Source organism: Methylomonas sp. Uni0009 (assembly GCF_054188105.3).
This window is the reverse complement of sequence record NZ_JBTAFN010000001.1, coordinates 2675731-2699861: the sequence shown is the minus strand read 5'-3', so window position 1 is coordinate 2699861 and position 24131 is coordinate 2675731. Positions and strand designations below refer to the sequence as shown.

The 24131-nt window shown below is 50.3% G+C and carries 24 protein-coding genes; 8 read left to right on the top strand and 16 right to left on the bottom strand.

Features of this window, described 5'->3' with window-relative positions:
- Window positions 1-13 precede the first annotated feature (13 nt).
- Window positions 14-3277 carry a chemotaxis protein CheB gene (locus ACWAU0_RS12710; protein WP_458136886.1) on the bottom strand — a complete coding sequence of 1088 codons (3264 nt, stop codon included), beginning with the start codon at window positions 3275-3277 and terminating at the stop codon, window positions 14-16.
- A gap of 80 nt (window positions 3278-3357) precedes the next feature.
- Window positions 3358-3942 (bottom strand): PAS domain-containing protein, encoded by a 585-nt coding sequence (locus ACWAU0_RS12705; RefSeq protein WP_205451118.1) that lies wholly within the window; start codon window positions 3940-3942, stop codon window positions 3358-3360.
- 473 nt (window positions 3943-4415) lie between these two features.
- Between ACWAU0_RS12705 and ACWAU0_RS12700 the strand changes: the two genes are divergently transcribed.
- Complete coding sequence (locus ACWAU0_RS12700) at window positions 4416-5354, top strand: hypothetical protein (RefSeq protein WP_458136885.1); 939 nt, start codon at window positions 4416-4418, stop codon at window positions 5352-5354.
- Window positions 5355-5411: 57 nt separating this feature from the next.
- Here ACWAU0_RS12700 and ACWAU0_RS12695 read toward each other — a convergent pair whose 3' ends face one another.
- Window positions 5412-5966 carry a copper resistance protein NlpE gene (locus tag ACWAU0_RS12695; protein ID WP_458136884.1) on the bottom strand — a complete coding sequence of 185 codons (555 nt, stop codon included), beginning with the start codon at window positions 5964-5966 and terminating at the stop codon, window positions 5412-5414.
- 214 nt (window positions 5967-6180) lie between these two features.
- A complete protein-coding gene (locus ACWAU0_RS12690; protein WP_033155638.1) occupies window positions 6181-6513 on the bottom strand; it encodes a hypothetical protein in 333 nt (110 codons plus the stop codon).
- Between the two features lie 440 nt (window positions 6514-6953).
- Between ACWAU0_RS12690 and ACWAU0_RS12685 the strand changes: the two genes are divergently transcribed.
- The 5 genes from ACWAU0_RS12685 (at window position 6954) to ACWAU0_RS12665 (ending at window position 10784) form a co-directional block, all read left to right on the top strand.
- The gene (locus tag ACWAU0_RS12685) at window positions 6954-7106 is read left to right on the top strand and encodes a hypothetical protein (RefSeq protein WP_051669688.1); all 153 of its coding nucleotides are present in this window, start codon (window positions 6954-6956) and stop codon (window positions 7104-7106) included.
- Window positions 7107-7115: 9 nt separating this feature from the next.
- Window positions 7116-7640, top strand: coding sequence for a cupredoxin domain-containing protein (locus tag ACWAU0_RS12680; RefSeq protein WP_033155639.1), 525 nt, complete (start codon window positions 7116-7118; stop codon window positions 7638-7640).
- Entirely contained in the window at window positions 7633-9252 is a 1620-nt protein-coding gene (locus tag ACWAU0_RS12675; protein ID WP_458136883.1) for a b(o/a)3-type cytochrome-c oxidase subunit 1, read from the top strand. Before ACWAU0_RS12680 ends, ACWAU0_RS12675 begins: the two co-directional genes overlap by 8 nt.
- A 2-nt stretch (window positions 9253-9254) precedes the next feature.
- Window positions 9255-9902, top strand: coding sequence for a c-type cytochrome (locus ACWAU0_RS12670; protein ID WP_458136882.1), 648 nt, complete (start codon window positions 9255-9257; stop codon window positions 9900-9902).
- A 90-nt stretch (window positions 9903-9992) separates the two neighbouring features.
- Window positions 9993-10784: an Aq_1264-related membrane protein gene (locus tag ACWAU0_RS12665; RefSeq protein WP_445368303.1), complete on the top strand. Its 792-nt coding sequence runs from the start codon at window positions 9993-9995 to the stop codon at window positions 10782-10784.
- A 68-nt stretch (window positions 10785-10852) separates the two neighbouring features.
- On the opposite strand, the gene ACWAU0_RS12660 is transcribed toward ACWAU0_RS12665, so the two are convergent.
- The 11 genes from ACWAU0_RS12660 to rsxA form a co-directional block, all read right to left on the bottom strand.
- Window positions 10853-11782, bottom strand: a complete 930-nt coding sequence (locus ACWAU0_RS12660) for an HDOD domain-containing protein (protein WP_458136881.1) — start codon at window positions 11780-11782, stop codon at window positions 10853-10855.
- An 11-nt stretch (window positions 11783-11793) separates the two neighbouring features.
- Window positions 11794-13098: a sigma-54 interaction domain-containing protein gene (locus ACWAU0_RS12655; protein ID WP_458136880.1), complete on the bottom strand. Its 1305-nt coding sequence runs from the start codon at window positions 13096-13098 to the stop codon at window positions 11794-11796.
- Between the two features lie 467 nt (window positions 13099-13565).
- Window positions 13566-14030, bottom strand: coding sequence for a bacterioferritin (gene bfr, locus ACWAU0_RS12650; RefSeq protein WP_033155643.1), 465 nt, complete (start codon window positions 14028-14030; stop codon window positions 13566-13568).
- A 1-nt stretch (window position 14031) separates the two neighbouring features.
- Complete coding sequence (locus ACWAU0_RS12645; protein WP_033155644.1) at window positions 14032-14253, bottom strand: (2Fe-2S)-binding protein; 222 nt, start codon at window positions 14251-14253, stop codon at window positions 14032-14034.
- 3 nt (window positions 14254-14256) lie between these two features.
- Window positions 14257-14520: an RnfH family protein gene (locus ACWAU0_RS12640; RefSeq protein ID WP_171694546.1), complete on the bottom strand. Its 264-nt coding sequence runs from the start codon at window positions 14518-14520 to the stop codon at window positions 14257-14259.
- 3 nt (window positions 14521-14523) lie between these two features.
- Window positions 14524-15234: an electron transport complex subunit E gene (locus ACWAU0_RS12635; RefSeq protein ID WP_205451124.1), complete on the bottom strand. Its 711-nt coding sequence runs from the start codon at window positions 15232-15234 to the stop codon at window positions 14524-14526.
- Between the two features lie 325 nt (window positions 15235-15559).
- Window positions 15560-16297 (bottom strand): electron transport complex subunit RsxG, encoded by a 738-nt coding sequence (gene rsxG, locus ACWAU0_RS12630; protein ID WP_033155648.1) that lies wholly within the window; start codon window positions 16295-16297, stop codon window positions 15560-15562.
- A gap of 8 nt (window positions 16298-16305) precedes the next feature.
- Complete coding sequence (locus tag ACWAU0_RS12625; RefSeq protein ID WP_033155649.1) at window positions 16306-17367, bottom strand: RnfABCDGE type electron transport complex subunit D; 1062 nt, start codon at window positions 17365-17367, stop codon at window positions 16306-16308.
- Window positions 17364-18866 carry an electron transport complex subunit RsxC gene (gene rsxC / locus ACWAU0_RS12620; protein WP_458136879.1) on the bottom strand — a complete coding sequence of 501 codons (1503 nt, stop codon included), beginning with the start codon at window positions 18864-18866 and terminating at the stop codon, window positions 17364-17366. Before rsxC ends, ACWAU0_RS12625 begins: the two co-directional genes overlap by 4 nt.
- Before the next feature lie 13 nt (window positions 18867-18879).
- On the bottom strand, window positions 18880-19413 hold the full coding sequence (gene rsxB, locus ACWAU0_RS12615; RefSeq protein ID WP_033155651.1) for an electron transport complex subunit RsxB: 534 nt from the start codon (window positions 19411-19413) through the stop codon (window positions 18880-18882).
- A gap of 10 nt (window positions 19414-19423) precedes the next feature.
- Window positions 19424-20005 carry an electron transport complex subunit RsxA gene (rsxA, locus tag ACWAU0_RS12610; RefSeq protein ID WP_026147191.1) on the bottom strand — a complete coding sequence of 194 codons (582 nt, stop codon included), beginning with the start codon at window positions 20003-20005 and terminating at the stop codon, window positions 19424-19426.
- Window positions 20006-20280: 275 nt separating this feature from the next.
- Here rsxA and nifL point away from each other — a divergent pair, with 275 nt between their 5' ends.
- Together nifL and nifA are read left to right on the top strand one after the other, a co-directional pair.
- The gene (gene nifL, locus ACWAU0_RS12605; protein ID WP_458136878.1) at window positions 20281-21918 is read left to right on the top strand and encodes a nitrogen fixation negative regulator NifL; all 1638 of its coding nucleotides are present in this window, start codon (window positions 20281-20283) and stop codon (window positions 21916-21918) included.
- Window positions 21911-23437, top strand: coding sequence for a nif-specific transcriptional activator NifA (gene nifA / locus ACWAU0_RS12600; protein WP_020485085.1), 1527 nt, complete (start codon window positions 21911-21913; stop codon window positions 23435-23437). The genes nifL and nifA overlap by 8 nt, the downstream gene beginning before the upstream one ends.
- Window positions 23438-23501: 64 nt before the next feature.
- On the opposite strand, the gene fchA is transcribed toward nifA, so the two are convergent.
- Window positions 23502-24131: a methenyltetrahydrofolate cyclohydrolase gene (gene fchA / locus ACWAU0_RS12595; RefSeq protein ID WP_458136877.1), complete on the bottom strand. Its 630-nt coding sequence runs from the start codon at window positions 24129-24131 to the stop codon at window positions 23502-23504.

Below are 24131 nucleotides of genomic sequence, written 5' to 3'. Positions count from 1 at the left end.
TGATATTAGCCGCTCAGTGCACCGCTTTTTCACTGCTGACGATTAAGAGCGCTTCTCCCGAGCGATTACCCAAAACCGTTGCATGCATACGCACCGGGATAATTTTCTGATCCTTGGTGATACGTTTGGTCTTAATACTTTTCACGCCGCCAGCAAGGATCAATTCCTGAATCAGTTGTTGGGTAATGCCCCTTTCATCGTCAGAGACGATCTCGGCAAACGTCATACTGGCGGCGTCCAAGCTATCCCAGCCGTATAAGATTTCGGCACCTTTATTCCAAGCGGTAATCTTCCCTGACACTTCAAACAGAATAATTGCTTCGTCGGTATCCATCACTATCGTGGCCAGCTTTTGCAAACAATTTAAACACTCCTGTTTTTCGACTTGATGCTGGTGAACGTAATCGCGCTCGGTTAACGCGATTAACTCCCTAGCCGAGTTCTCGGCCTGGAACATACAAGCCGACGCCGAAACGTGCACCACCTTACCGGATTTGCTCAGCCGCTTGGCCTGAAACGACGGCAAGGTGTTACCCACTTTCAGGTTGCTTAAACCTTGCTTGGCAAAATGCTTTTCGTCGTCCGGAATCAGATTGTAAAAATTCATCCCCAGCGCTTCATGCGCCGACCAGCCATACAGTTTCTCGGCGGCATGATTCCACGTCACGATGGTACCGTCCGGTTCGAGCAAGGTAATCGCATCGTTGGAAAACTGCACAAACTTGGCCAATCTCAGTGTTTCTTGCTCTTCACGCTTATGCAACTCCAATTGCGCGCTTTTCAGCTGATTGATGTCTACAAAAGTCAAAATAACGCCGGCATTGACTTTCGCAGAAACCACGTAGGGAATTACCCGCAATAGATACCAGGTGCCGTTTTCAAGTTGAATTTCCTGATCGAAACAGTTGTGTTGATCGTTGACACCTTTAACGACAGCGATGACATCCAGGTCTTTGATCGTATGCGTCAAGTGATAAAACGGCCGCCCGAGATCGGTTTCCAAAATATGGAATATCGACTGTAGTTTCGGAGTAAATCGCCTAATATCCAGATTCTCGTCTAAAAACAGAGTAGCGATATTGGTACTATTGAATAAGTTATCCAAATCGTTATTCAGCAAGGTCAACTCGACTATCTTGCCCTGGTGTTCGGCATTGACGGTATAAAGCTCTTCGTTGACCGATTGCAATTCCTCATTCGTACTCTGCAATTCCTCATTACTTGCCAATAATTCTTCGTTGGTGGCTTGCAATTCCTCGTTAGAGGTTTCTAACTCTTCCACCGTAGCTTGCAGGTTTTCGCGGGTAAACTGTAATTCTTGCTCCAGATCGATGATGCGTTGTTTAGCATCTAAATTGACATCGTAGACCAAGGTTTCCGTCTCGCTAAAACAAGAAGGATCCACCGTCTCCGTGATCATCGCCGCCACTAAGATTTCTTGGCCCTTCTTGCCCGGCAGGGGTTTAAATTGCAGTCTAAACGTCCGCAAACTGTCCTGCTCTCTGACCCGAATATTGGACAACACAATTTCGTTATTCGCTTTTAAGGCTTTTTGGATACCTGTGGAAATGGGTATGGATAAATCTTTTTTAACAATTTTACTGACATTACTCACCAGTTTGCCGCTGGGATAACTCAAATAATCTTTAGAATCGCCGAAAATATGGGATATTTCCATATTTTCATTAATTATCATCGTAAACGGCAAGACATCATTCGATATTGCCCTGATGAACCGGTCCAATACTCTTTCTTCCTGACCACTAAGCGCATTCGAGGAGCGCACCGAACTCGGATACGGCGCGTAAGTCATTAAAGCACTGGGGGACGCAGTAAAACCCAAGGATTTATATTTGCCTTTGGAGCGATATAGTTTTGATTTGGCACTTGCCACATCGAAATACTCACCCATATCGCCTATCGTTTCACTGGTACCCAGCACCAACAAGCCTTCCTTTACCAGAGAAAAGTTGAATAACTCCAATATTTTTTTCTGTAAAACAGGTTGCAAGTAAATCAACACGTTTCGACAGCTGAGAATATGAATATTGGTAAACGGTGGATCTTTAATCAGGTTATGCTGGGCAAACACCACCATTTCCCGAATTTTTTGACTGACCTGAAAATAATCTTCCCGGCGAATAAAGTATTTCGACAGGAGCTTGGGCGGAATATCTGCAATAATACTTTCCGGATATTTACCGTTACTGGCTTTCTCAATGGCTGTTAGATCGACATCGGTCGCAAAAATCTTCACGCGAAAATAATGTCCTGAATACTCCCGATATTCCGATAACAACATCGCCAAGGAATAAGCTTCCTCCCCGGTGGAACATGCGGTCACCCAAACTCGCAACTCATCTTCTTGCAATAACTTGACAACTTTTTTTAACCAATGCTCACGAATATCGTCAAATACGTGCTCGTCGCGAAAAAAACTGGTAACCCCTATCAACAACTCCTGAAATAACACTAAAACTTCATGAGGATTTGTTTGCAACAAGTTTAAATACTCGGATATATCTTTTAAGTGATTGATCGATATACGCCGTTCAATGCGTCTAACTACCGTATTGGGTTTATAAAAGGTAAAATCGATTTTGCACTTTTCTCTAAGGATTGAAAAAATCCGCGTGATGTCACTGTCGTCAGACGAGACGATATTTTTTTCCTGTAAGGTGGCATAGGGATGCTTAACAAACGCCAACAACTGACCGGGCATCTTCTCCGGCGGCAAACTAAAATCCGCCAAACCCGTAGCAAAAGCATTCTTGGGCATGCCGTCGAATTTGGCGGAATTTTCGTCTTGCACCATCACCATGCCGCCGAATTCTTTGATGGCACGAATACCGCGTGTGCCATCACTGCCGGTGCCGGACAAAATGATACCTACCGCCAGCTCTCTGGCGTCCTCGCTCAAGGAGCGCAAAAATATATCAATCGGCAGATTAATCCCTTTGCTGGGATCTTGCTCGGCCAGCAATAGCTGGTTGTGAAACACCGTGACGTTTTTCCGGGGCGGAATCAAGTAGACGGTGTTGCGCTCGATTTTCATACCGTCCTCAATGCGCTTTACCGGCATGGCGGTATGTTTGGACAATAGTTCAGCCATCAAACTTTTATACTGTGGTGACAAATGCTGAATCACCACAAACGACAAACCGCTATTCGCAGGCATATTCTTGAAAAATGCCTCAATAGCTTCCAAGCCTCCGGCCGAAGCACCTATCCCGACAATATACTGCGGCGGCACTTTTACAGTGTTTTCATTATCCATAAAACCATGTTATTTAATATCAATCGTTTAAATTAATAAAGCCTCTGGACAACATTACCGTTCACGCGGCGATAAAAAAATCAAGCCTTATTTGCGTCGGCGATCACGTCGCTAATATTTGTGATAGTCACGACTAATTTACGCGCTTTCAAATCAAACGATTCGCCTGCTGTATCGCTACCGTCATCCGCATTACCTTTAATCAAAGCAGGAAAAGCCAAGTTCTTATCGCCTTGCAAACGCAACTGCAAACTTTTATGGGCTGGCGCTTTGAAAAAAGCATCAAAACGGTGAATAAATATATTTTTATCTTCTTCGAAGATTAGCTTGGAAAAATGGGTTTTCTGCAATTTACTGGCTTTATAACCCAACATATCTGCAAACGTATGATTTGCTTGCTCTATAAAACCTTGATAATCCAGAGTGATAATACCGACCGGAACGCAATGGTAAGTAAAATTTAACTTATTATTTAGGCGGGATAACTCAAATTGCGCTTTTTGCAGTTCTTCATTCTGCATTTGCAATTCAATTTGGTAAACTTGTAAATCATAAAATAGACGCTGGATTTCTTCCGGCGTAATACTACTGATTTCTTGCGGCGTGAAATCTATAATTTTCTCCGCCATTTCTTTTAATTTAGCAGCATGAGAATCTAATGTCATAACAGTATTTCCTTATTAATTTATATTTATTTTTTGAAAAACTTAGTGGAAAATTCTAGTTCCCACTATTTCTACTCCCTATCGATTCGTCCACTTCTATCCTCTTCGGATTTTACCGATACCTTACCTGCAACTTATTGAATTAAAACCTGACGCAGCGCCCAGCACTGGGATTGTAATACAGAACAGATACTCGAGCGTTTGCTGCGTAGTGTTTGCCTGCCTTAATATCCCTAGTTTTTACTTGAACATTTATTTCAAGCGGTGAATTTTTTTGTTCCCGAATAAACAGATATCCGCGCAAATAAACCACCGCCTTTTCTGGTCAAACACAAGCAAGCTCAGCCTAGTTTTCCGCAAAATATCAGCACTGGCAAACACTACAATTAGTGGCGTTAATATCCGTCCGATCAAAGGTTGTGTCATTTACGCCGCATTATGCTAACGTAAATTTTTTTTTGCTTGGAACCACGATGAAACGATCCACTCTTGCCATCATTCTGACATGCTGTTCGTCGGGTATTTTTGTCCCATCAGCCTTTGCAATCACTACGCCGGCAGATCAGGATAAATTGCGCATTCATACCAGCATGCCTCGAAGAACCAGCGATTCGCTGTTTTCATACACGGCGGAATGGCGTATCGACGATGGGGAGCTATATCGTTCTACCGGCTTGAGCTTTCTGAATGCACACAAGTTTGATGATCCGACACAGGCTCACGCCGTCACCAAAAAACTACTTACATCAATGAAAGACGGCATGATTCAGCTCGATCCGAATTGGCGCGGCATCACTATTACCCAACCGCCGGAACAAGCAGAATTAATCATCGCCAACAAAACCGGCTATTCGTTGACCACGGTAACGGTTAGAGATTACAGCAACCAAGGCTTGCGTTTCGATCTTGCCGATAAAAATTTCAACGCCGACGGCGTGCAAGTGGCTTTTGATTTGGTGTTCAGCGCGGATGTCGAATATCTGGACGGCTTTTCCTCGAAAAAAGCCCTCACCGCCTCACAAGGCGAAATCGAGATTAAGATAGACGACCAAAAACCGATTCATATCAAAACCGACGGTAAAACCACTCGCGAACTCGAGCAAGAAATCGCCAAACAGTTGAGTGTCTCTCACCTTGCTGAAACACCGCTTTATCCTGGCATGGTCAGCAACGATACCCGCAACAACAAACCGTTCGATGGCAGCGAAGTGCAATTTTTAAATCTTGCCGCCAAATCGATTGCCATTGACATTACCGACCCCGCCTTGGGCGTACTCGCCAAGTTCAAATTCAAAGACGAAAATCATTCGGTGAAGGTCGTGGAACCGCGTTTCATGCTTGGCGCGTTGGCCTTGACGGTACTTTTAGCCATTGTCTATTTTCGGCGTAAAAACCAACAGAAATCGATATAGCAGATCTAATTTCCGGATGGCCGCCAGCGCGCGCGGCCACCCGGCCTAACGTTTAAATCAATGCCCGGAATGTTCAGGCTGCTTATCGGTGACGCTGGTTCGACGCAAAATGTAGCGATCAGCAAGTTTGCCGGTGAACCGGTTGCCGTTACCATCCAACTGAATCAACGCATCTTTTTCAACCAGATATTGCTGGGAAGTTGCGCCATTCTTTGGCGTCAAAACCAGAGTGTTGGCTTTTTCGCCAGGGGCAAACTTACCCTTTTCAGTAAACTCCCTTTCCGATTTCCCCAAAAATTGGGTCATCAGCAGATAACTGCCGTTTTTGTTCAAAGCCAGCGTGGTTTTCACGCCGATGCAGTCGGCACAGGGGGTTAGGCCATTATAAATCCCCGGCCAATCCATACTCTTGTGTTCGTGATGAGCATCCTTGTCGTCAGTCCCCGCCGTTTCGGCAAGTACTGGATTAAAAGCAGAAAAAGCAGCCATCACCAGAAAAATGACCAGATTTTTTTTTAATTTTGATCTAACTGTTCGCATATTTGCTCCTGAGCAAACCGTCGCTAATAATAATTTTTTGAGTACGTACCACGCTGGAAATCCTTTGTACACCGGAGTTCATTCACGAAAAGCCTGGCTAAGGAAAAATCTGCAGTAGACACCCCATGCCCACCGTTTGATTTCTATTCGTCGACCTAAGCGCATACAGTTGCTCATTTAAAGCCCCGCTTACAAAACCTCAGGATTCCAACTGCCTATTGTGGCATAGCTGCAAAGGATTGACTGATTTCAATCAACAAACATATTTAACGGAAGCAACAAAGCTTTAAAACGGAAATACCGATAGATTCAAACCGATCATCGCGACATTCATTACAAATCCGTAGTTAGCCATGGTTTTGCGGAGTTTCGACTTAAACATCGCCACGGCAGCCAACGCTAAGCCAACCAGATCCATCACGATAAAAGCCACCACTAAGAAGCGTAAGCCATCGCTGTTAGAGACGCCATCCGTAGCGGCATAGATCGGAAATAAAATAAATAACCAGATAACAAAGTTACAAGCTGCCAGCAACAACGCCGCATTAGAAAACCCAAGTAATCGAAATTTCACATGGCGGGGCGGCGTTTCTTGAAATTCGTTGATCGGTTGATTCATTGTGGCTACCACGGGTTAGTGATTCGACACGGACGCTTGCAAGCAGTTTTTCGGTGTTTCATGCCAGCGGATCCCGTTAACTTTTTTGGGGCAAACTAACGATTTGCACCAAATAGTGACACGACGACTTCGCCATTACCAGTTTTTTGGCTTTTTGGCTCACATCAGAGATTTCCAACCGCACAGGATTTCTAAATTTCCCGTCCTCCATGTCTTCCCCGCTCCGGTAAATACCGAGGCCGTTCTCGGCGCGCTTTCAGCCCACCCTCCTCTAACAATTAGTACCGCTGATTTATTGCTTTCGGTTAGCCCGGCGCTAAAGGTATGATTACCCTAGCAATCAGATGGTAAAGTCATCAGTAAGAATGACAAAGCCCCTGCTGTTCATGCCGTTGGTTGCCAACCTAATTCCTATCAAAACGCATACAAGAAGGAAGGATATGAACAATCTCTCAGAAGAAGAACGTCAAAAAATTTTGCAAAGCTCGCCGGTGGGCACTTGGGCGCTGATGTTGATAGTCGGCGGCGGCATGGTCGTAGCCTGGCTGTTGATGTACTACGGCATCTTTTTGCCTCGCGGCCATATCGGTTAAGGGGGAGACATGCATATCGATAAACTGGAAAAAAACTGGGCCGGTATCTCGTTGGGGATAGCCGGCCTGTTTGTGACCGTCATTTTAGGGTCGGCGTTTTTTCACGGCATTCACGCGCCGAGTAACGTCGAAACCATAGACTCCGCCAAACTGCATCTCTCAGCCGAGTTCGCCGAAGACAAGCTGGGTGTACAACATAATGCTAACGGTAGCGTCACCGTACGCATGGTGGCCGGGCGTTACGGCTTTTATCCGAAAGAACTCACCCTGCCCGCCGAAACCGAAATCACTTTTCGCTGGGTGAGTCTGGACGTAATCCACGGCGTGCATATGCCGATGACCAATATGAGCACGATGATCGTGCCCGGCTACGTTGCGCAGGTAAGCACCGCCTTTCATCACGCCGGCGAGTATCCCGTGCTGTGCAACGAATATTGCGGCATGGGCCACGCGCATATGTGGAGCAACATCAAAGTGGTGAGCAAGGCGCAATGGGAAGCGCTCAATAAACAAGGGGGAGCAAATCATGGATAACGCAGCGGAAAAAAAATTGGCGCTGACCCATTTCTGGGTGGCGTTTGGCTCGTTCGGGCTGGCGGCGGTGATGGGCCTGTATCAGGTCATCGAGCGTAGCGGCTTCTTCGGCTTTTTGGAATCGCGGGAAGTGTATTACGCCTCGGTCAGTACCCACGGGGTGTTAATGGGCTTTGTACTCACCACCTTTTTCATCATGGGCTTTGGCTATTATGTGGCCAACACCACCCTGAAACTACCGGTCTGGAATAAGACTTTTGCCTGGACCGGCTTCGGCGTGGCCCTGACTGGCGTAGTCTTGGCGGCATTACCGTTGCTGCTAGGCCAAGCTTCGGTGCTGTTTACCTTTTATCCGCCATTGATGGCGCATCCGCTGTTTTACATCGGAGCAACCTTATTGGTCGTCGGCTCCTGGTTTTGGTGCGTGTCGATGATTGTCATGTACATGCAATGGAAAAAGATCAATCCGGAGCAACCCGTACCATTGGCGATGTTCGCCACCACCGCGAACGCCATTTTATGGCTGTGGACCAGCGCCGGCGTAGCCGCCGAAGTGTTGTTCCAACTGATACCCTGGGCTTTGGGCTGGATCGATACCATCGATGCCGGCTTGGCGCGCACGCTGTTCGCCTGGACCCTGCATCCTATCGTTTATTTCTGGCTGATTCCCACCTACACGGCGTTTTATACCTTGGTACCCAAGCAAGCCGGCGGCTTTTTGTTTAGCGATGAGATGGCCCGGGCCGCATTCATCTTATTGGTGGTATTCAGCTTGCCGATCGGTTTTCATCATTTATACATGGACCCGGAACAAGGCCACGGCTGGAAAATCCTGCACGCGGTCGGTACCTTTGTCGTCACGCTGCCAACCTTCATCACCGGTTTTACCGTGATTGCCTCACTGGAAATCGCCGGTCGTTTGAACGGCGGCAAGGGCTTGTTCGGCTGGATTGCTGCCCTGCCCTGGAATAATCCCATGGTATTGGCCATCATTCTGGGCTTGTTGATGCTGATCTTCGGCGGCTTCGGCGGCTTGGTTAATGCCAGCTACGCGATGAACGCGATGGTGCACAACACCGCCTGGATTTCCGGACACTTCCATCTGATCTTCGGCGGCACCACTATCATCATGTACTTTGGCATTGCCTATTACTTCTGGCCGATTTTGACTGGCAAGCCGCTGTTCTGCCCGTCCATGGCCATTGCCCAGCTTTGGAGCTGGTTCATCGGCATGATTATCATGACCACACCTTGGCACATCTTGGGCTTGCTAGGCCAGCCACGCCGCATCGATAGCGTCAATTACAACAATCTGTTGACGATTTCCTGGGAACCCTACGAGGTCACGATGATTTTCGGCGGTTTGATCCTGGTCGTTTCGGCCGGCATGCTGGTTTACAACCTGTATAAAACCCATCTCGGCAGCGAAAGTTATCAGGGTGAAGTGGAATACGCCGAGCCGATTCACGCGGTCAGTAATCTGCCCGGCTATCTAAACAACTTCACCTTATGGAATATCGTGATCGGCGTGTTCATGCTGATCGCGTTCGGCTATCCGATCCTGCAATTCTTCTTGATGGAAACCTTTGGTTCAGGCAGATGGGGGGTCTGATCATGAAAAAACTCATTCTAAGCGCAGCATTATTGTTGCCCAGCGCGGCTTTTGCCCAGCCTTCCTCACAAGTCGCCTGGACTGCCGAACAGTTAAATTTCGTGAAAGCTGGCAATCCGCAAAAAGGCGAAGAACTGGCCAAGGCTTGCAGCGCCTGTCACGGCGAAAAAGGCATCAGTATCTCGGCGGCGTTCCCGTCGCTAGCCGGGCAATTGCCGACCTATTTGTACAAGCAATTGCAGGATTATGCCGACGGTAGCCGGGATAACGCGATGATGTCGGGCTTGGCCAAAACCCTGAGTAAACAGGACGCCGCCGATTTGGCAGCATGGTTCGGCTCGCAACCGCCAGCCTTCCAATCGAAAACGGTAATGGTCTATGAAAAAGCCGAAGCCTTGGTTAAAAACGGCAGCCGTGAGCGGGTGTTTCCACCTTGCGAAGTCTGCCATGGTGGCAACGGCAAGGGGCAAGCCGTCGATATTCCGGCCATCTCCGGCCAAAATGCCGATTACATCTCGGCCACACTGCATGCGTTTAAGGAAGGCTCTCGTCACAACGACATCTACAGCCGGATGCGCATCATCGCGCAAACCCTGACTGATGAAGAAGTCAGCGAACTGGGTTATTACTACCAAAATATCAAAAACTAATAATATGCTTGGCACGGGAGGCAAGGCTTTTGCCTCCCGTTTTAAACCTTGCGCTAAGCGATACCCTGCTCAATAACCCGGAAAACATCTATGTCTGATCGCAACCAAACACCTGTTAAATATGCGTACAAAGGCGCCAATCTGATCAGCTTCGGCCTCTCGATCAAATTGCTGTTCACCGGTTATCTAACGACGATAGCCGCCGGTTATTTGATGGCCTTAATCCAGATTTTGTTTACCCACGGCATGGCCGACGGCAAATTCGGTTTGTCGATGGACGATATTGTTTACAGCTACTATGGCGACCGCTCCGGTTCGGTGTTGGAATCCAAATTGAATGGATCGATGAAATACAACGCACCGGAACAGGAGCGTTTCAAAATCATTCAATGGGTCAGGGATGGCGGTGACGAAGCGGTTTATAACAAGGACATCAAACCCATCGTCGAGCAATTTTGCATAGGCTGTCATAGCGCCAATGCCGGTTCGTTGCCGGATTTCACCAAGTTTGAAAACTTAAAAAAGCTGACCGAATCAAACGAAGGCGCTACCTTTCAATCACTGACCCGCCTGTCGCATATCCATTTGTTTGGGATCAGTTTTATTTTTATGTTTGTCGGCATCATTTTCAGTTTTAGTACCGGTGTGCCTTGCAAATATAAATACCCCGCCATCGTGATGCCTTATTTGTTTCTACTGATAGACATCGCCTCGTGGTGGCTGACTAAACTCAATCCCCACTTCGCCTTGTTGGTGATTGTCGCCGGGGCCGGCTTGGGCGTTTCCTTTGCGTTTATGTGGACCGTATCCATGTATCAAATGTGGGTACTGGGAGGCATTTTGAAGCAATCCGACCGCCGCAATGCAATATTGCGCGATTAACTGCTGAGTTGATTGGTGGGGCGCCGGCAAATTTTTAGGCGCCCACTTGGCGATGACAGGCGGCGAATTTAATCGGTAAGTTGTTCCGCAGTCGCTAGAATTTTCGCTAAATCGTCATTCTGGCTGTCGAGTATTTCCAGACAAACCGCCTCGTCCAAGCCCAGCAAGTCCGGCACTTCCTCCGGACACACCTGGTTCGATGCATCGCCTATGCCTAAACGTCCCAACAGGCAATCGCTGTAAAACGTCAGCAGATTCAGTTGGTGGTTTTCGCCGCGATAGAAGGGGTTGTGATGGTGATAGACAATATCGGTAATCATGCGCGGCATCGACCACACATTCATCAGCCAGGCGCCGATTTCGGCATGATTAAGCCCGAAGGCAAAAGTTTCCAGATTGAAAATCGCCAGACTGGGATTGGCATTGATCAAGCCACTCAAATAACTGAATTCGTCAGGAAAAAGATGCCCCAGTAACGGGAAACCGATATTGTGCATCAAGCCTGATAAAAACAAGGCTTGCGGCTCAGGTCGCGTAGCGGCCGGCATAACGGCGGCCAACTGCGCCATCAAGCGGGTGCTGGCCAAGGCATGGGTCCAGAACATCCGCGTACCTATCTGCCCTTCCTTGGGCGATTTCAACGGTGCCAGCACCGCCAAACCCAAAGCCAAATCCAATACAAAATCAAACCCCAACACGCGAGTAATCGCATCATGCACGGTCGTGATCTGGCCGCGATAACCGTAGAGCGCAGAGCTGGCCCAACGGGTAATTTGCGCTGTCAATAACGGGTCGAGTTCGATGATGTCGGCTAATTTGCGCGCATCCGCGCTGGGATCGGCGATCAGATTCAATATGCGCAGCGCGCTGCCGGGCAAAGGCGGCAGCGCTTTAATCTGGGCGATAGTCTCGCGCATGTCGCGCGGCGGGGTCAAACCGTTGCGTTGCCGGCTGCCAACGTTATCAAGCGTCCAGTTTATCAGGTTGGATTCCATCATTGCCCCGCCACTTAATTTAGATTGAGTCGGTTAAGTTTACGGTACAGCGTTCGTTCACTGATATTCATTTCCGCCGCTATCAACTTGCGATTCCCCTGATACTTGCTGATCAAACTATTGATAAACTCCGCCTCGAATTGCGCCATGCTGTTAATTGGCGGGGAATATGCATCGCCACTTGCCTCACTGGCGGCGGCCGGATCCCCTACTGCTTGGCGCTGCATAAAATGTATGTCAGCTTCTTGAATGCTTTTATCCTGACACAAGCCGGCCGCCAATTGCAGACAGTTTCTCAGCTCGCGAATATTGCCGGGCCAAGCGTATTGGATAAGCTTGATTAAGGCCGATTGCGTCATTGTATAGCCGCTATCGGCCTCGGTGTTTAACTGCGCTAAAAAATGATCGATCAATAAGGGCAAGTCCTGTCTACGCTGCCTCAGTGGCGGCACTTCGACCGGAAACACCGATAAACGGTAGAACAAATCTTCGCGAAACCGGCCGGCTTTGACCATGTCCGCTAAATTTCTATGCGTAGCACATACCACTCTGACATTGGCTTTTTGCATCGCCGTGCCGCCTACCCGCCGAAATTGGCCGCTTTCCAGGGCGCGCAGCAGTTTGGGCTGTTGCGACAGCGGCAAATCGCCAATCTCGTCGAAGAACAGGGTGCCATTGTTAGCTAATTCGAATAAACCTTTTTTTGCAGATGTCGCGCCGGTAAACGCACCCTTTTCATGCCCGAACAATTCGCTTTCAAATAACTCTTCGCCCAGAATCGTACAATCGACAATCACAAAATTGCCATCCGCCTGCCGGGAATGGCTATGCACAAATTCCGCCGCCAATTCCTTACCGGTGCCGGTCTCACCCAGCAATAATACCGGTGCTTGCGTATCCGCTGCCTGTTGCAGCCGAGTTTTATATTGTCCAAACGCCGTCGACTTACCGATCATGGCCGGTGCCTCGTTGCCTTTTGCCGCGGATCTTTTCAACACGGTTAGCGTTTCGCCTAAATACAATGTGGCATCGGCATCCAGCAACGGAAAACCGCGCGCACTAAAAGAACGCTGGGAACTGGCATCGTTGGCGTCGGCAAAAATACCGGCGTAGGCTTCCAGAGTTTGAAATAAGCGCTGATGGCGGCAATTGCGGTTTTCGACGCAGCACGGTTGGCCGACCAAATTCTGCCGCATGACGCCAAAACTCTGTTCCCAAGCGCGATTCACTGCCACGATGCGTAAATCGGCGCCGATTATGATCAGCGGCAGATCATGAGTTTCCAGCAACGATTCCAGCGTAAAGGCACTGTGCGGCATAAATTCCTATCAATGTTTTCGGTGTTGTTAGCGCGTTAAAGGCCATTTAAACCCTTCAGCCCTTGGCATCGATGTTGCGCAATACCGCTAAGGATAACTCATTCATCACCAGGGAACATCTATCAAAGTTGGTCAACTGTCGTTATGACTACGCCTATGTTTTAACCCTAGGGCAAGCGAAGCAGCATAACTATAGACTCAGATGCGCCTACTGGGTGGGCCATCAAAACCGCGATGGCGAGAATAGGTGTCTCATTCATCCCACAAGGATCAGGTGTGCCGGTATGCGAGCCACCGCTAAAGACCGCAATCCAATGAAAAAAGGGAGGTTAAGAATTTCAGGAAGATGCAAAAGATGATGGGCAACAACGATATGACAATCGTTGGCATACTGCAGCGTCGGGGCTTACTAACCAAACGGGGCCGGCAATCGGCCCCGTAAAGTTTTTTTTGACTGGAGCGCCTATTTACATCTGCGATTGCAGATAGTTTTGAATGCCGACTTTTTCGATCAGGTCCATCTGGGTTTCCAACCAATCGACATGCTCTTCTTCGCTTTCCAGAATGTGTTCGAACAATTCCCTGCTGACGTAGTCGTTGATGCTTTCACAATAAGCTATCGCCTCTTTCAACAAAGGCAAGGCCAGATGTTCCAATTTAAGGTCGCATTCCAGCATTTCCTTGGGGTTCTCGCCTATCATCAAACGGCCGAGGCTTTGCAGATTGGGCAATCCTTCCAGAAACAAAATCCTTTCGATCAACTTATCGGCGTGTTTCATTTCGTCGATCGATTCGTGATATTCCTTTTCATTCAGCTTTTGAAAGCCCCAATTTTTGAACATCCGGGCATGCAAAAAATATTGATTGATGGCAGTTAATTCGTTTTCCAGTGCCTTATTTAAAAATTCGATTACTTTTTTATCGCCTTGCATGTCAAATCTCCTGGGTTTTTATGATTAGTTGGGCGTCATTCGCAGCCTGCAATAGCCGACATGCATTTTTTCTATCCAAAATTTGCGCAATGTCCTTGTTACATTTACCGCAATCGCCCCCGACGCCGAAACATTGCACCAACTGTTTCCGCGAACATAAGCCGCTGTCTATGGCAGCATCGAGCTGACTGTCGGTGACGGCTTTGCAAAGACACACGTACATGGGCTACGCCACCCGCCTGCGCTGAACTTGCGCCGGATCGGCGGTGATTTTACGATAAATCTCCACGCGGTCCCCTTCCTTAACCGATGCATCCAATTTGGCCAGTTTACCGAAAATCCCGACCTTTTGGCTCTCCAGATCGATCTCGGGATATTGCGTCAACACGCCGGACAATTCAATCACTTCGGCGATGGTACTGCCCTCCGGCACTTCCAGCCGCAACCAGAGTTGCCTGTCCGCCTGCGCATAACATACACCCACATTCATAGTTTACGCCCCTTCTTCCAAGACAACCGAATCAATAATGGTCGGTTCTGTAATTTTGGCCGCCGCTTTCCGGTCCAACAAGCGTTTCAATGCCACCATGAAACCCAGCATGATGAAGCCACCCGGCGGTAATGCCATCAACAAAAAACCTTTGTATTCCGGAATCAAAGTGGTTTCCAAAAACCGGAAACTTTCCCCCAACAACACAGACGCATTGGCGAACAAGGTGCCGGCCGAACTAATCTCCCGCATCGCCCCCAGTACCACCATCGCCGCAGTAAAGCCCACCCCCATCATCAAACCATCCCACATCGACGGCATCACCGGTTGCTTGGAAGCAAACGCTTCGGCTCGACCGAGAATGACGCAGTTGGTGACAATCAACGGGATAAACAGGCCCAGTACCTTATGTAACTCATGCATCCAGGCGTTTAGAAAAATATCCACCAAGGTCACCAACGCAGCAATCAGCAGCACGAAAATCGGGATGCGAATTTCAGACGGAATCAGATGCCGGCTCACCGATACCGCGGCATTGGATGCCACCATTACCACCATGGTCGCTAGGCCCATGCCCAAGCCATTGGTCGCGGTACCGGTGACAGCCAACAATGGACACAGTGCCAGGTTTTGCGTCAACACGACGTTATTGTCCCAAAGGCCGTCACGGGCAATTTTTCTATATTGTTCTGAAAACAGAATCGAAAGATTCATGATGGTATCTCCAAAAATCGTGAGCAGGTGTTGATGCCTTAGAAGATCGCGACGGTTTTCTTCCCGTATGCCGCGCCGAGCACCGAAGCGTTTGGCGAGACTAGCCCGCTAGGGGGGCGGCATGGATGCCGCTCGTTTTCGGAGGGGCTGGGAAGCCCCTTCCGAAAACCCTCGCCAAACGCTTCGGAGCGCAGGAGCAAAGCGGCATTCGGGCCGCCTTTCTTTTGGATACTTTTCTTTGGCGGAGCAAAGAAAAGTATCGCGGCTGTCGGTCCGCGAACCGACATGCAAACTAACCGTCGCGATAGCGACACCAAAAACACTATCAACTAGGCTGCAACAACTCCGCCTGATGCACCTTGTAAAACTCCAAGCCCCGCTTGATGGCCTGTACGACCTTGCGCGGCGTAATCGTCGCCCCACTAAACTGATCGAACACCCCGCCGTCTTTTTTTACCGCCCACTGCTCGACGGTCAGGTTATTCAAGGATTTGCCGTTGAAAGACAGCACCCACTTGGACTTGGTCACTTCAATCTTATCGCCCAATCCCGGTGTTTCGACATGAGCGATAACCCGCACGCCTAGGATTTCGCCTTTGCTGTCAATACCCATCACCAAACTGATCGGCCCGGCGTAGCCATCAGGTGCGACGAATTTAAAACAGACTGCGTTAACCAAACCGGCCTTTTTAGCCAGATACACTTCGGTTTGCTCCGCGCCCAGATTAGCATCGGCGGAAGACAGCAATACACTGTCTTTCAGCAAGTTGTTATCGTACAGCTCAGCCGGAACCACTTGCTCCAGGTTAGCTTGCAAATCTTCCTGCAAGCGCAACTCGATCACACCACGGGTCGCCAGATCGGCAACGCCCAATAAAATCGCCGCCAGCAACGCAAATCCCCCCAACACGCCGGCCTGATACTGTAATAGCGGCCGCAGTTGTTCCAAATTTCCTGGCTCCAGCCACACGGCCAGTTTTTGCCTAAAGTTACTCAAGATACGCAAGGCGTACTCTACATATCGGTTGGCTTTAGGAGGTAATTTAACGGGTTCGGAATTCATGACCAGTCTCAGGAATTGGAAATATCGAGTGGCTTGCCGTTTCGGTAGCGGCCATAAATTCTGGGACGAATGTAATGATCGATCAGCGGCGTAACCGAGTTCATCAATAAAATCGCAAAACCGGTGCCTTCCGGATAGCCGCCCCAAGAGCGGATCACGAAAATCAATAAACCACAGCCCGCACCGAAAATCACTTGGCCTAAAGGTGTGTTAGGCGACGTGACATAATCGGTGGCGATAAAGAACGCTACCAACATCACCGCGCCGGAATTCAAATGCACCCAGGGTCCAAGGTAATGCTGACTATCCCAAGCATGAAAAATCGTCGACAACAGAAGGATACTGAACAGCAACGAGACAGGGATGTGCCATTTGATGACCCCTTGGCGCATCAGCCAAATGCCGCCGGCCAGTAATAATAAAGACGAGGTTTCCCCCAAACTGCCGCGCTCCCAACCAAGAAACGCTAAAAATCCCGAATATTCGATCAAACTGCCGGGCAACAGCCGGTTTTGCGAAAACTCAGTCTTGACCCAACCCAACGTCGTGGCGCCGGTCACCGCATCCGGGTTTTCCAAACCGCTAAAGGTGATCGCTAAGCTATCGATCACGCCGGGCCCGGTGAACAGCGGCGATACGTTGGCCCAGGTAGTCATCTCGATGGGAAAGGAAATCAACAAAGCCACCCTGGCCAGCATGGCCGGATTGAACAGGTTTTGCCCCAAACCGCCGTAAACATGCTTGCCCAATACAATCGCCAGCGCCGAACCGACTACGCCTATCCACCATGGCGCCCAAGGCGGCAAAGTCATCGCCACTAATAAGCCGGTGACGATCGCCGAACCGTCGCGCAAATAAGGCATTGCCGCCACACCTTTCATCTTCAGGCACAAGCCTTCGAAAGCCATGGCGGACAGCACGGTCACCGCCAGCAAATACAAAGCCGGCCAGCCGAACAACAACACGCCACAGGCCGTAGCCGGTGCCAGGGCAATAATCACCAAACGCATGATTTGATCGACGCGGCGGGTGGCCGCCACGTGAGGCCCGCTAATCGGTTTATTACTCATACGGTTTCCTCTGCTGGCGCTGCTTGCGCCTGTTGTGCGGCAGCCAAACGGGCAGCTCTGGCTTCCTGAGCACGCAAAGCTTCCGCTTCGGCTTCCAATCTGGCCCGTTCCATCCGATTATTTCTATCTTCGACTAAACGCTTGGTTTGTTCGGCCTTGTGCTCGGCTTGTTGGCGTTTAACTAACTCGCCGGAAGCGAATTTAAAGTAATGCACCAAGGGTATATTCGACGGGCAGACATAAGAACAACTGCCGCAACTGATGCAGTCCTTTAGGCCCAAATCAACCGCTGAGTCCAGTTGGTTGGCTTTGATACGGCTGGCCATTTCCAAGGGCAACAAACCCACCGGGCAAGCGGTCACGCAACTGGAACAGCGAATACAAGGCTGTATAGCCGGCTCGTCGATGTCGGCATGCGATAAGGCCAGGATGCCGTTGCAGGCTTTCACCACCGGTACTTCGGCAATTGGCAAAGCGTCGCCCATCATCGGTCCGCCCATCACTAAGCGGGCCATTTTCGACTTTTCCAATCCGCAAAACGCCAATACTTCCGACATCAAGGTGCCGATGGGCACTTCCACATTTCTGGGTTTGGCAACGGCCGCGCCGGAGACCGTAACCACCCGGCTAATCAAGGGTTGTCCCAAGCAAATGGCTTGATAGACGGCAAACGCCGTGGCGACGTTGTGCACCACCACCCCAATGTCCGTGGCTCGCCCGTCGGCAGGAATTTCCTGGCCGGTTAAATAACGCAACATTTGCCTATCCCAACCCATCGGATAGCGGGTCGGCACTTGCGCCACCACGATATTGGGAAAATCCCGGGCGGCCGTTTGCATGGCCGCGAAAGCTTCGAGTTTATTATCTTCGATACCCACCATAGCCTTCGGGGCATCCATGCCGCGCAACATTAACCGGATGCCGGCAACGATTTGCTCCGCGCGCTCTTGCATCAAACGGTCATCGCAAGTCAGATAAGGCTCGCATTCGCCGGCATTAATCAGCAAGGTATGAATCTTGTTTTTGCGGCCTAAACTGAGTTTGACCGCCGACGGGAATACCGCACCGCCTAAACCCACCACACCGGCGGCGCCGACTCGTTGGCATATTTCTTCCGGTTCGAGTTGAAACGGGTCTGCCGGAACGATTAACTCGGCCCATTGTTCCTTACCGTCGCTTTCAATCACCACGGTGCGAATCGGCAAGGCTGACGGATGCGGTGCCGGAAAATCTTTGACGTCGGCAATAACGCCCGATGTTGGTGCATGCACAGGCGCCGAAATGGTGCCTTGGCTATAGGCCAGCAATTGGCCCTTCAGTACTTTCTCGCCGACCTTCACCACCGGCTCGGCAGGCTTGCCGACATGCTGTTGCACCGGAATGTACAATTTCTTAGGTATTGGAAAATCGGTAACAATGCTAAGCGGAGAGGTTTCTGATTTGTGCTCTTCGGCATGGATACCGCCGCGCAAACGGGGATTTTCGAACAAGGCGAACATAGGTGTCTCCGTCTCAAGCGGCCAGCGGTTTGGGCCAGCGCCAGTTGCGCAAGGTCACTTCCACAGGGTGCATTTGCAGACATTCGGTAGGACAGACTTCCACACATTTCTTGCAACCGATACAGGCATCCGCCACCACCGCGTGGATTTGTTTGGGTGCGCCGACGATGGCGTCTGTAGGACAAACCTTGAAGCAGCGGGTGCAACCGGTGCAGGTTTCTTCACTGACTCTGGCCACCATTGCTTCTTGGTCTTGGGTTTGGCTCAAATCGACATCGACACCCAGTAATTTGGCCAGTTGTTCCACCAGCGACGTACCGCCAGGCGGACATAATGTCACCGGCGCGGCACCGGATACCACGGCCTCGGCAGCCGGCCGGCAACCGGGAAAGCCGCATTGGCCGCATTGCGAACCGGGCATTAAGGCTTCAACTTTCTCGATTAACGGATCGGACTCCACCTTCAGATATTTGGCGGCAATCCCCAAAGCCACGCCCAGCAACAATCCCAGCGATGTCAAAATAACGATGGCAGATAAAACGTACATGATGTGCCTCTTATTTGCTGTAAAGCCCCGCGAATCCCATGAACGCCAGCGACAGGATGCCGGCGGTGATAAATGCGATGGGGGTGCCGGAAAAAAGCGCCGGTACAGCCATGAGCGCTAAGCGTTCACGCAGACCGGCGAAGAGCACCATCACCAGGGTAAAACCCATTGCCGAACCAAAGCCGAACAGCAGGCTTTGCACGAAATTGTATTTCTCTTGGATGTTAAGCAGCGCCACACCCAAAACCGCGCAATTAGTCGTAATCAGCGGTAAAAAAATCCCCAACACCTGATACATCACCGGGCTGGTTTTATGTATCACCATCTCGGTAAACTGTACTACCGCGGCGATCACCAAGATAAAACCCAGCACGCGCAGAAAACCGATATCGAACGGTATCAATAAACGATGCTCCAGCACCCAGCTGGCCGCGGACGCCAGTGTCAATACAAACGTTGTCGCCAAACCCATGCCCAATGCGGTGTCCAGCTTGTTGGAAACGCCCATGAATGGGCATAACCCCAAGAACTTGACCAACACGACATTGTTGACCAAGGCTGTACCCAATATCAGAAGTAAGTATTCGCTCATCGTTTTCGACCCGGTGTTTTGCAACAAGACAGCATCATTTATGCCAATGCTGCAAAAACGCCGTAACTCCCCATTTCAGTGCAAAGCCGCAAGATTTGCCGCCAACATCTCTGTCCTAAAAAACACAGAGCCGGAACAAGTACAGTTAAATTTGTCGTAAACCATACAAATAGCCTGGATTTTCCAACAGCAGCTGAGCGAAAACGCATTTGGCTCTCTAATTGCATGTATTTTTCCAACTTAAGCCCAGAAAAAACACGCGAGAACCATTTGCCATGACCAAATCCACCCCTGACTACCTGCAAGGCCAGATTGAGATTGAAACGGCCGATATACTATCGCCAGCCATCGGCCCTAGCGGGCAATCGCCAAGAAGCGGCAAAACCTCTAAAACACTGCCTTTCTCTTTGTTTGTTAAGGCGGTGGAGCAAGCGCCGGTGGCCATTTCGATCACCGATAAAAAAGCCAATATCCTTTACATCAACCAGGCCTTCACCGATGTAACCGGCTACAACGCCGCTGAAATTTTGGGCCAAAACGAATCAGCGCTGTCCGACAAGTCCACACCCAGACAGATTTATTATGATTTGTGGCACACCATTTCCCGTAAGCAGGTTTGGCACGGCCAATTGGTCAATCGGCAAAAAATGGGGCAACGCTATCTGGCTGATCTGACCATCGCGCCGATGCTGGACGACCGCGGCGCCATCAGTCATTACATTGGTATGCACCGCGATGTCACCCAGGCACACTACGCGGAACAACAAGTTAATAACCAAAAACAATTGATCGAATCGGTACTGAACGCTTCTCCGGTGGCGATGGTGGTGCTCGATTCGGACAAACGGGTCGTGCTCGACAATCAGATGTACAAGATGCTGATCAGCGAACTCGATAAGAAGGAACCCGCCCTGTTCTTTCTGGAGGCCCTGGAACATGACATGGGCGACTTGTGGGGCGACAACATCGACCGGCAACAAGGTTTCGCCAATCGCGAGGTGAGGATTGAAAGCGCGGGGCTTAAAGGCACGCGTTGGTTTTCCTGCTCCGGCAACTGGTTTATCGAAAACGATGTCTGCGCAGACAGCTTCTTCGCCAGACAATCCAAAGACTATCTACTGTTGACCATTAACGACATCAGCCCCTTGCGCCGGCAGCAGGAAAAGCTACAGATACAGACTTTGCGCACTATGTTGGCGGAAGAAGAACACATCCGCAGCATCCGCGAAACTTTGTTGGGTGCTATGCACCAGATTCGCCAGCCCTTGAACCAGATTCACGCGGCGATTCAAATCATGACGCAACGCAACGACGCCAACAATAGTCCGATCCGCGACCTATTGGGCCAAGTGCAAAAAATGGGGGAAGAAACGCTTGCCACCTTGCAGCGCTGTGTGCCGGAAATACCGGAGTCCGCGGTGGTGCCGGTGAATTTGAATCAGCTGCTGCACGAAGTGATGCTGCTGTATAGCACCAAATTTCTGGCAAACGGCATTGTGGTGGATTGGCTGCCCAACCCGGTGTTACCCAATATCCTCGGCTCCGAAAACAAGTTACGCATGTTGTTCAAGCAATTGATCGACAACGCGGTCAACGCAATGAATCGTGCTGGCAGCCAGGAACGCATCATCAAAATTAGCACGGCTATCGAGCATGATTGGGTTTGCGTGTCGATAGCCGATTCCGGCCCCGGCATACCTGCCAACCAACGGAGCAAAGTATTCGAACCGTTTTTTACCACCAATCAAAGCACCGCCGGCGTCCAGGCCGGCATGGGACTGGTCATGAGCAAGGAAATCGTCAATCAGCATAACGGCATGATAGAAATCGACCCGCAATACAAAAACGGCTGTAGTTTTAAAATTAGCTTTCCCTGTCAAAAAAACCTAGCGATGGTGAACATCCATGAGTGATCGTTTATTGCTGGTTGAATCCGAACTGGATACGCTATTTCTGGTCAGTCAATTGCTGAATAGCACGCATGACTTGCGCACCAAGCTTAAAGGCATCCTGGAGATTTTGCACAAGCGTAACGGCCTGCATTTCGGCATGATCACGCTGCGCGATGTCGATGACGACAGCATGAGCATTTGCGAGATCTACGGCGACGGCATAGACCGCTCGGTGCGTTACCAACCGGGCGAGGGACTGGTAGGCGCTATCCTCGACGAAGGCAGCACCATCGTCGTGGAACGCATCGCCGACGAACCGCGTTTCCTGAGTCGCTTAGGGGTTTATAACCCGGATTTACCGTTTATCGGCTCCCCGCTGGCCATCGAACAAGGCGAAGTGGTCGGCATTTTAGCCGCGCAGCCTTGTACTTCGACGTTTTTGGGCGAGCGCGCCCGCTTCATGGAAATGGTCGCCAACCTGATCGCCCAAAGCGTGAACATGCTGCGTGTAATGGAACGCAAGCAAAACGAACTAGCTAGCGAACGCGACTATTTAAAACAAACACTGGTCAAAAACTACCGCTTCGAAAACATCATCGGCCATTCCGAGCCGATGCTGAAAGTGTTCGACATCATCCGCCAGGTGGCCAAATGGCATACCACTGTGTTGATTCGCGGCGAATCCGGCACCGGTAAGGAAGTGGTGGCCAGCTCGATACACTTTAACTCAGCCTGCGCCAACGGCCCGTTTCTAAAATTGAACTGTGCAGCCTTGCCCGACACCTTGCTCGAATCGGAATTATTCGGCCATGAGAAAGGTGCATTCAGCGGCGCAATCGGCCAACGCAAGGGCCGCTTCGAACTGGCAGACAACGGCACGCTGTTTCTCGATGAAATCGGTGAGATCTCGGCGTCGTTTCAGGCCAAATTATTGCGCGTGCTGCAAGAAGGCGAATTCGAGCGGGTCGGCGGCGTCCGCACTTTAAAAGTGAATGTGCGCATCATTGCCGCCACCAACCGCAATCTGGAGCAGGAAGTGGCCGAAGGCAATTTCCGCGAAGATTTGTATTACCGCTTGAATGTGATGCCCATCAATATGCCGCCGCTGCGCGAGCGTATCGAAGACATTCCGGAACTGGCCAGTTTTCTCCTAAACCGTATCTCCCGCCAACAAGGCGGCCGGCCTTTGGAAATCAAGGAAAGTGCAATCCGGATTTTGATGAAACACGATTGGCCGGGTAACGTTCGCGAATTGGAAAACCGTTTGGAACGGGCGGCGATCATGAGCCAAGAAGGCATTATCGACCGCGACGTGATTGCCAGCACCGGCCTGGAAAACGAAATAGGCATCAGCCGCACCCCGCAATCGATCAAACACATTGATCTGCACGACGAAAACATGGACGAACGGGAGCGGGTGATTGCCGCGTTGGAGCAAAGCGGTTGGGTACAAGCCAAAGCCGCGCGCTTGCTGGATATGACGCCTAGGCAGATTGCTTATCGGATTCAGACCTTGAACATCAATGTTAAGCAGATTTAGAAAACCTGCCGCTCAAGTTAAGCTGAGAGGGGGCGATTGAAATTGCCCCGTCCTAAGGAAAGATTTAAAGCTTTTCCCTGACGATTTGGTAAATCTGCTCGGCGGCCTGTTCGCCTGCTTGCAGCAAAGTATCCAGCTCGGCGAGTTGAGCCTCGGCAAACGTCCTGTCCTTCAAACTCGCGGCGTTGATCTGTACATTCAGCGCGGCGCTTTTCAAGCCGGCGTAGCCCGCCATCACCGCCACCCCGGCATCGCTGATCACCCCTAGATTGCCGTGTTCGGCAGCCACCCGGCTCAACTCGATAGCCTTGGCGCAAGCTTTCGCGCATTCCAGCGGCACCAGGGTGGCTTCTCTGAGCACCGTTTGAATCTGTTCGGCGCGCACGGCTTTCTCGTCGTCAGTGCTTTTAGGTAAGCCATAACAGGCCATCAGTTTGTCAAATACATCGACATCGGCTTTGATCATGCCGATCAAGGTGCTGCGCAAGGCTTCCGACTCGGTCAGCAAGGCCTTCATCTGTTCTTCCACCGCCGCGTATTTGGGTTTGCCGATGGTCAAATTACAGACCATGCTGGTCAAGGCGGCGGCTTGCGCACCCATCACTGCCGCCGCGCTACCGCCGCCGGGCGTGGCTTGCTTGCCAGCTAGTTCGTCCAGGAATGTTTCTACCGATTTATCTTTGATTTCGTTCAT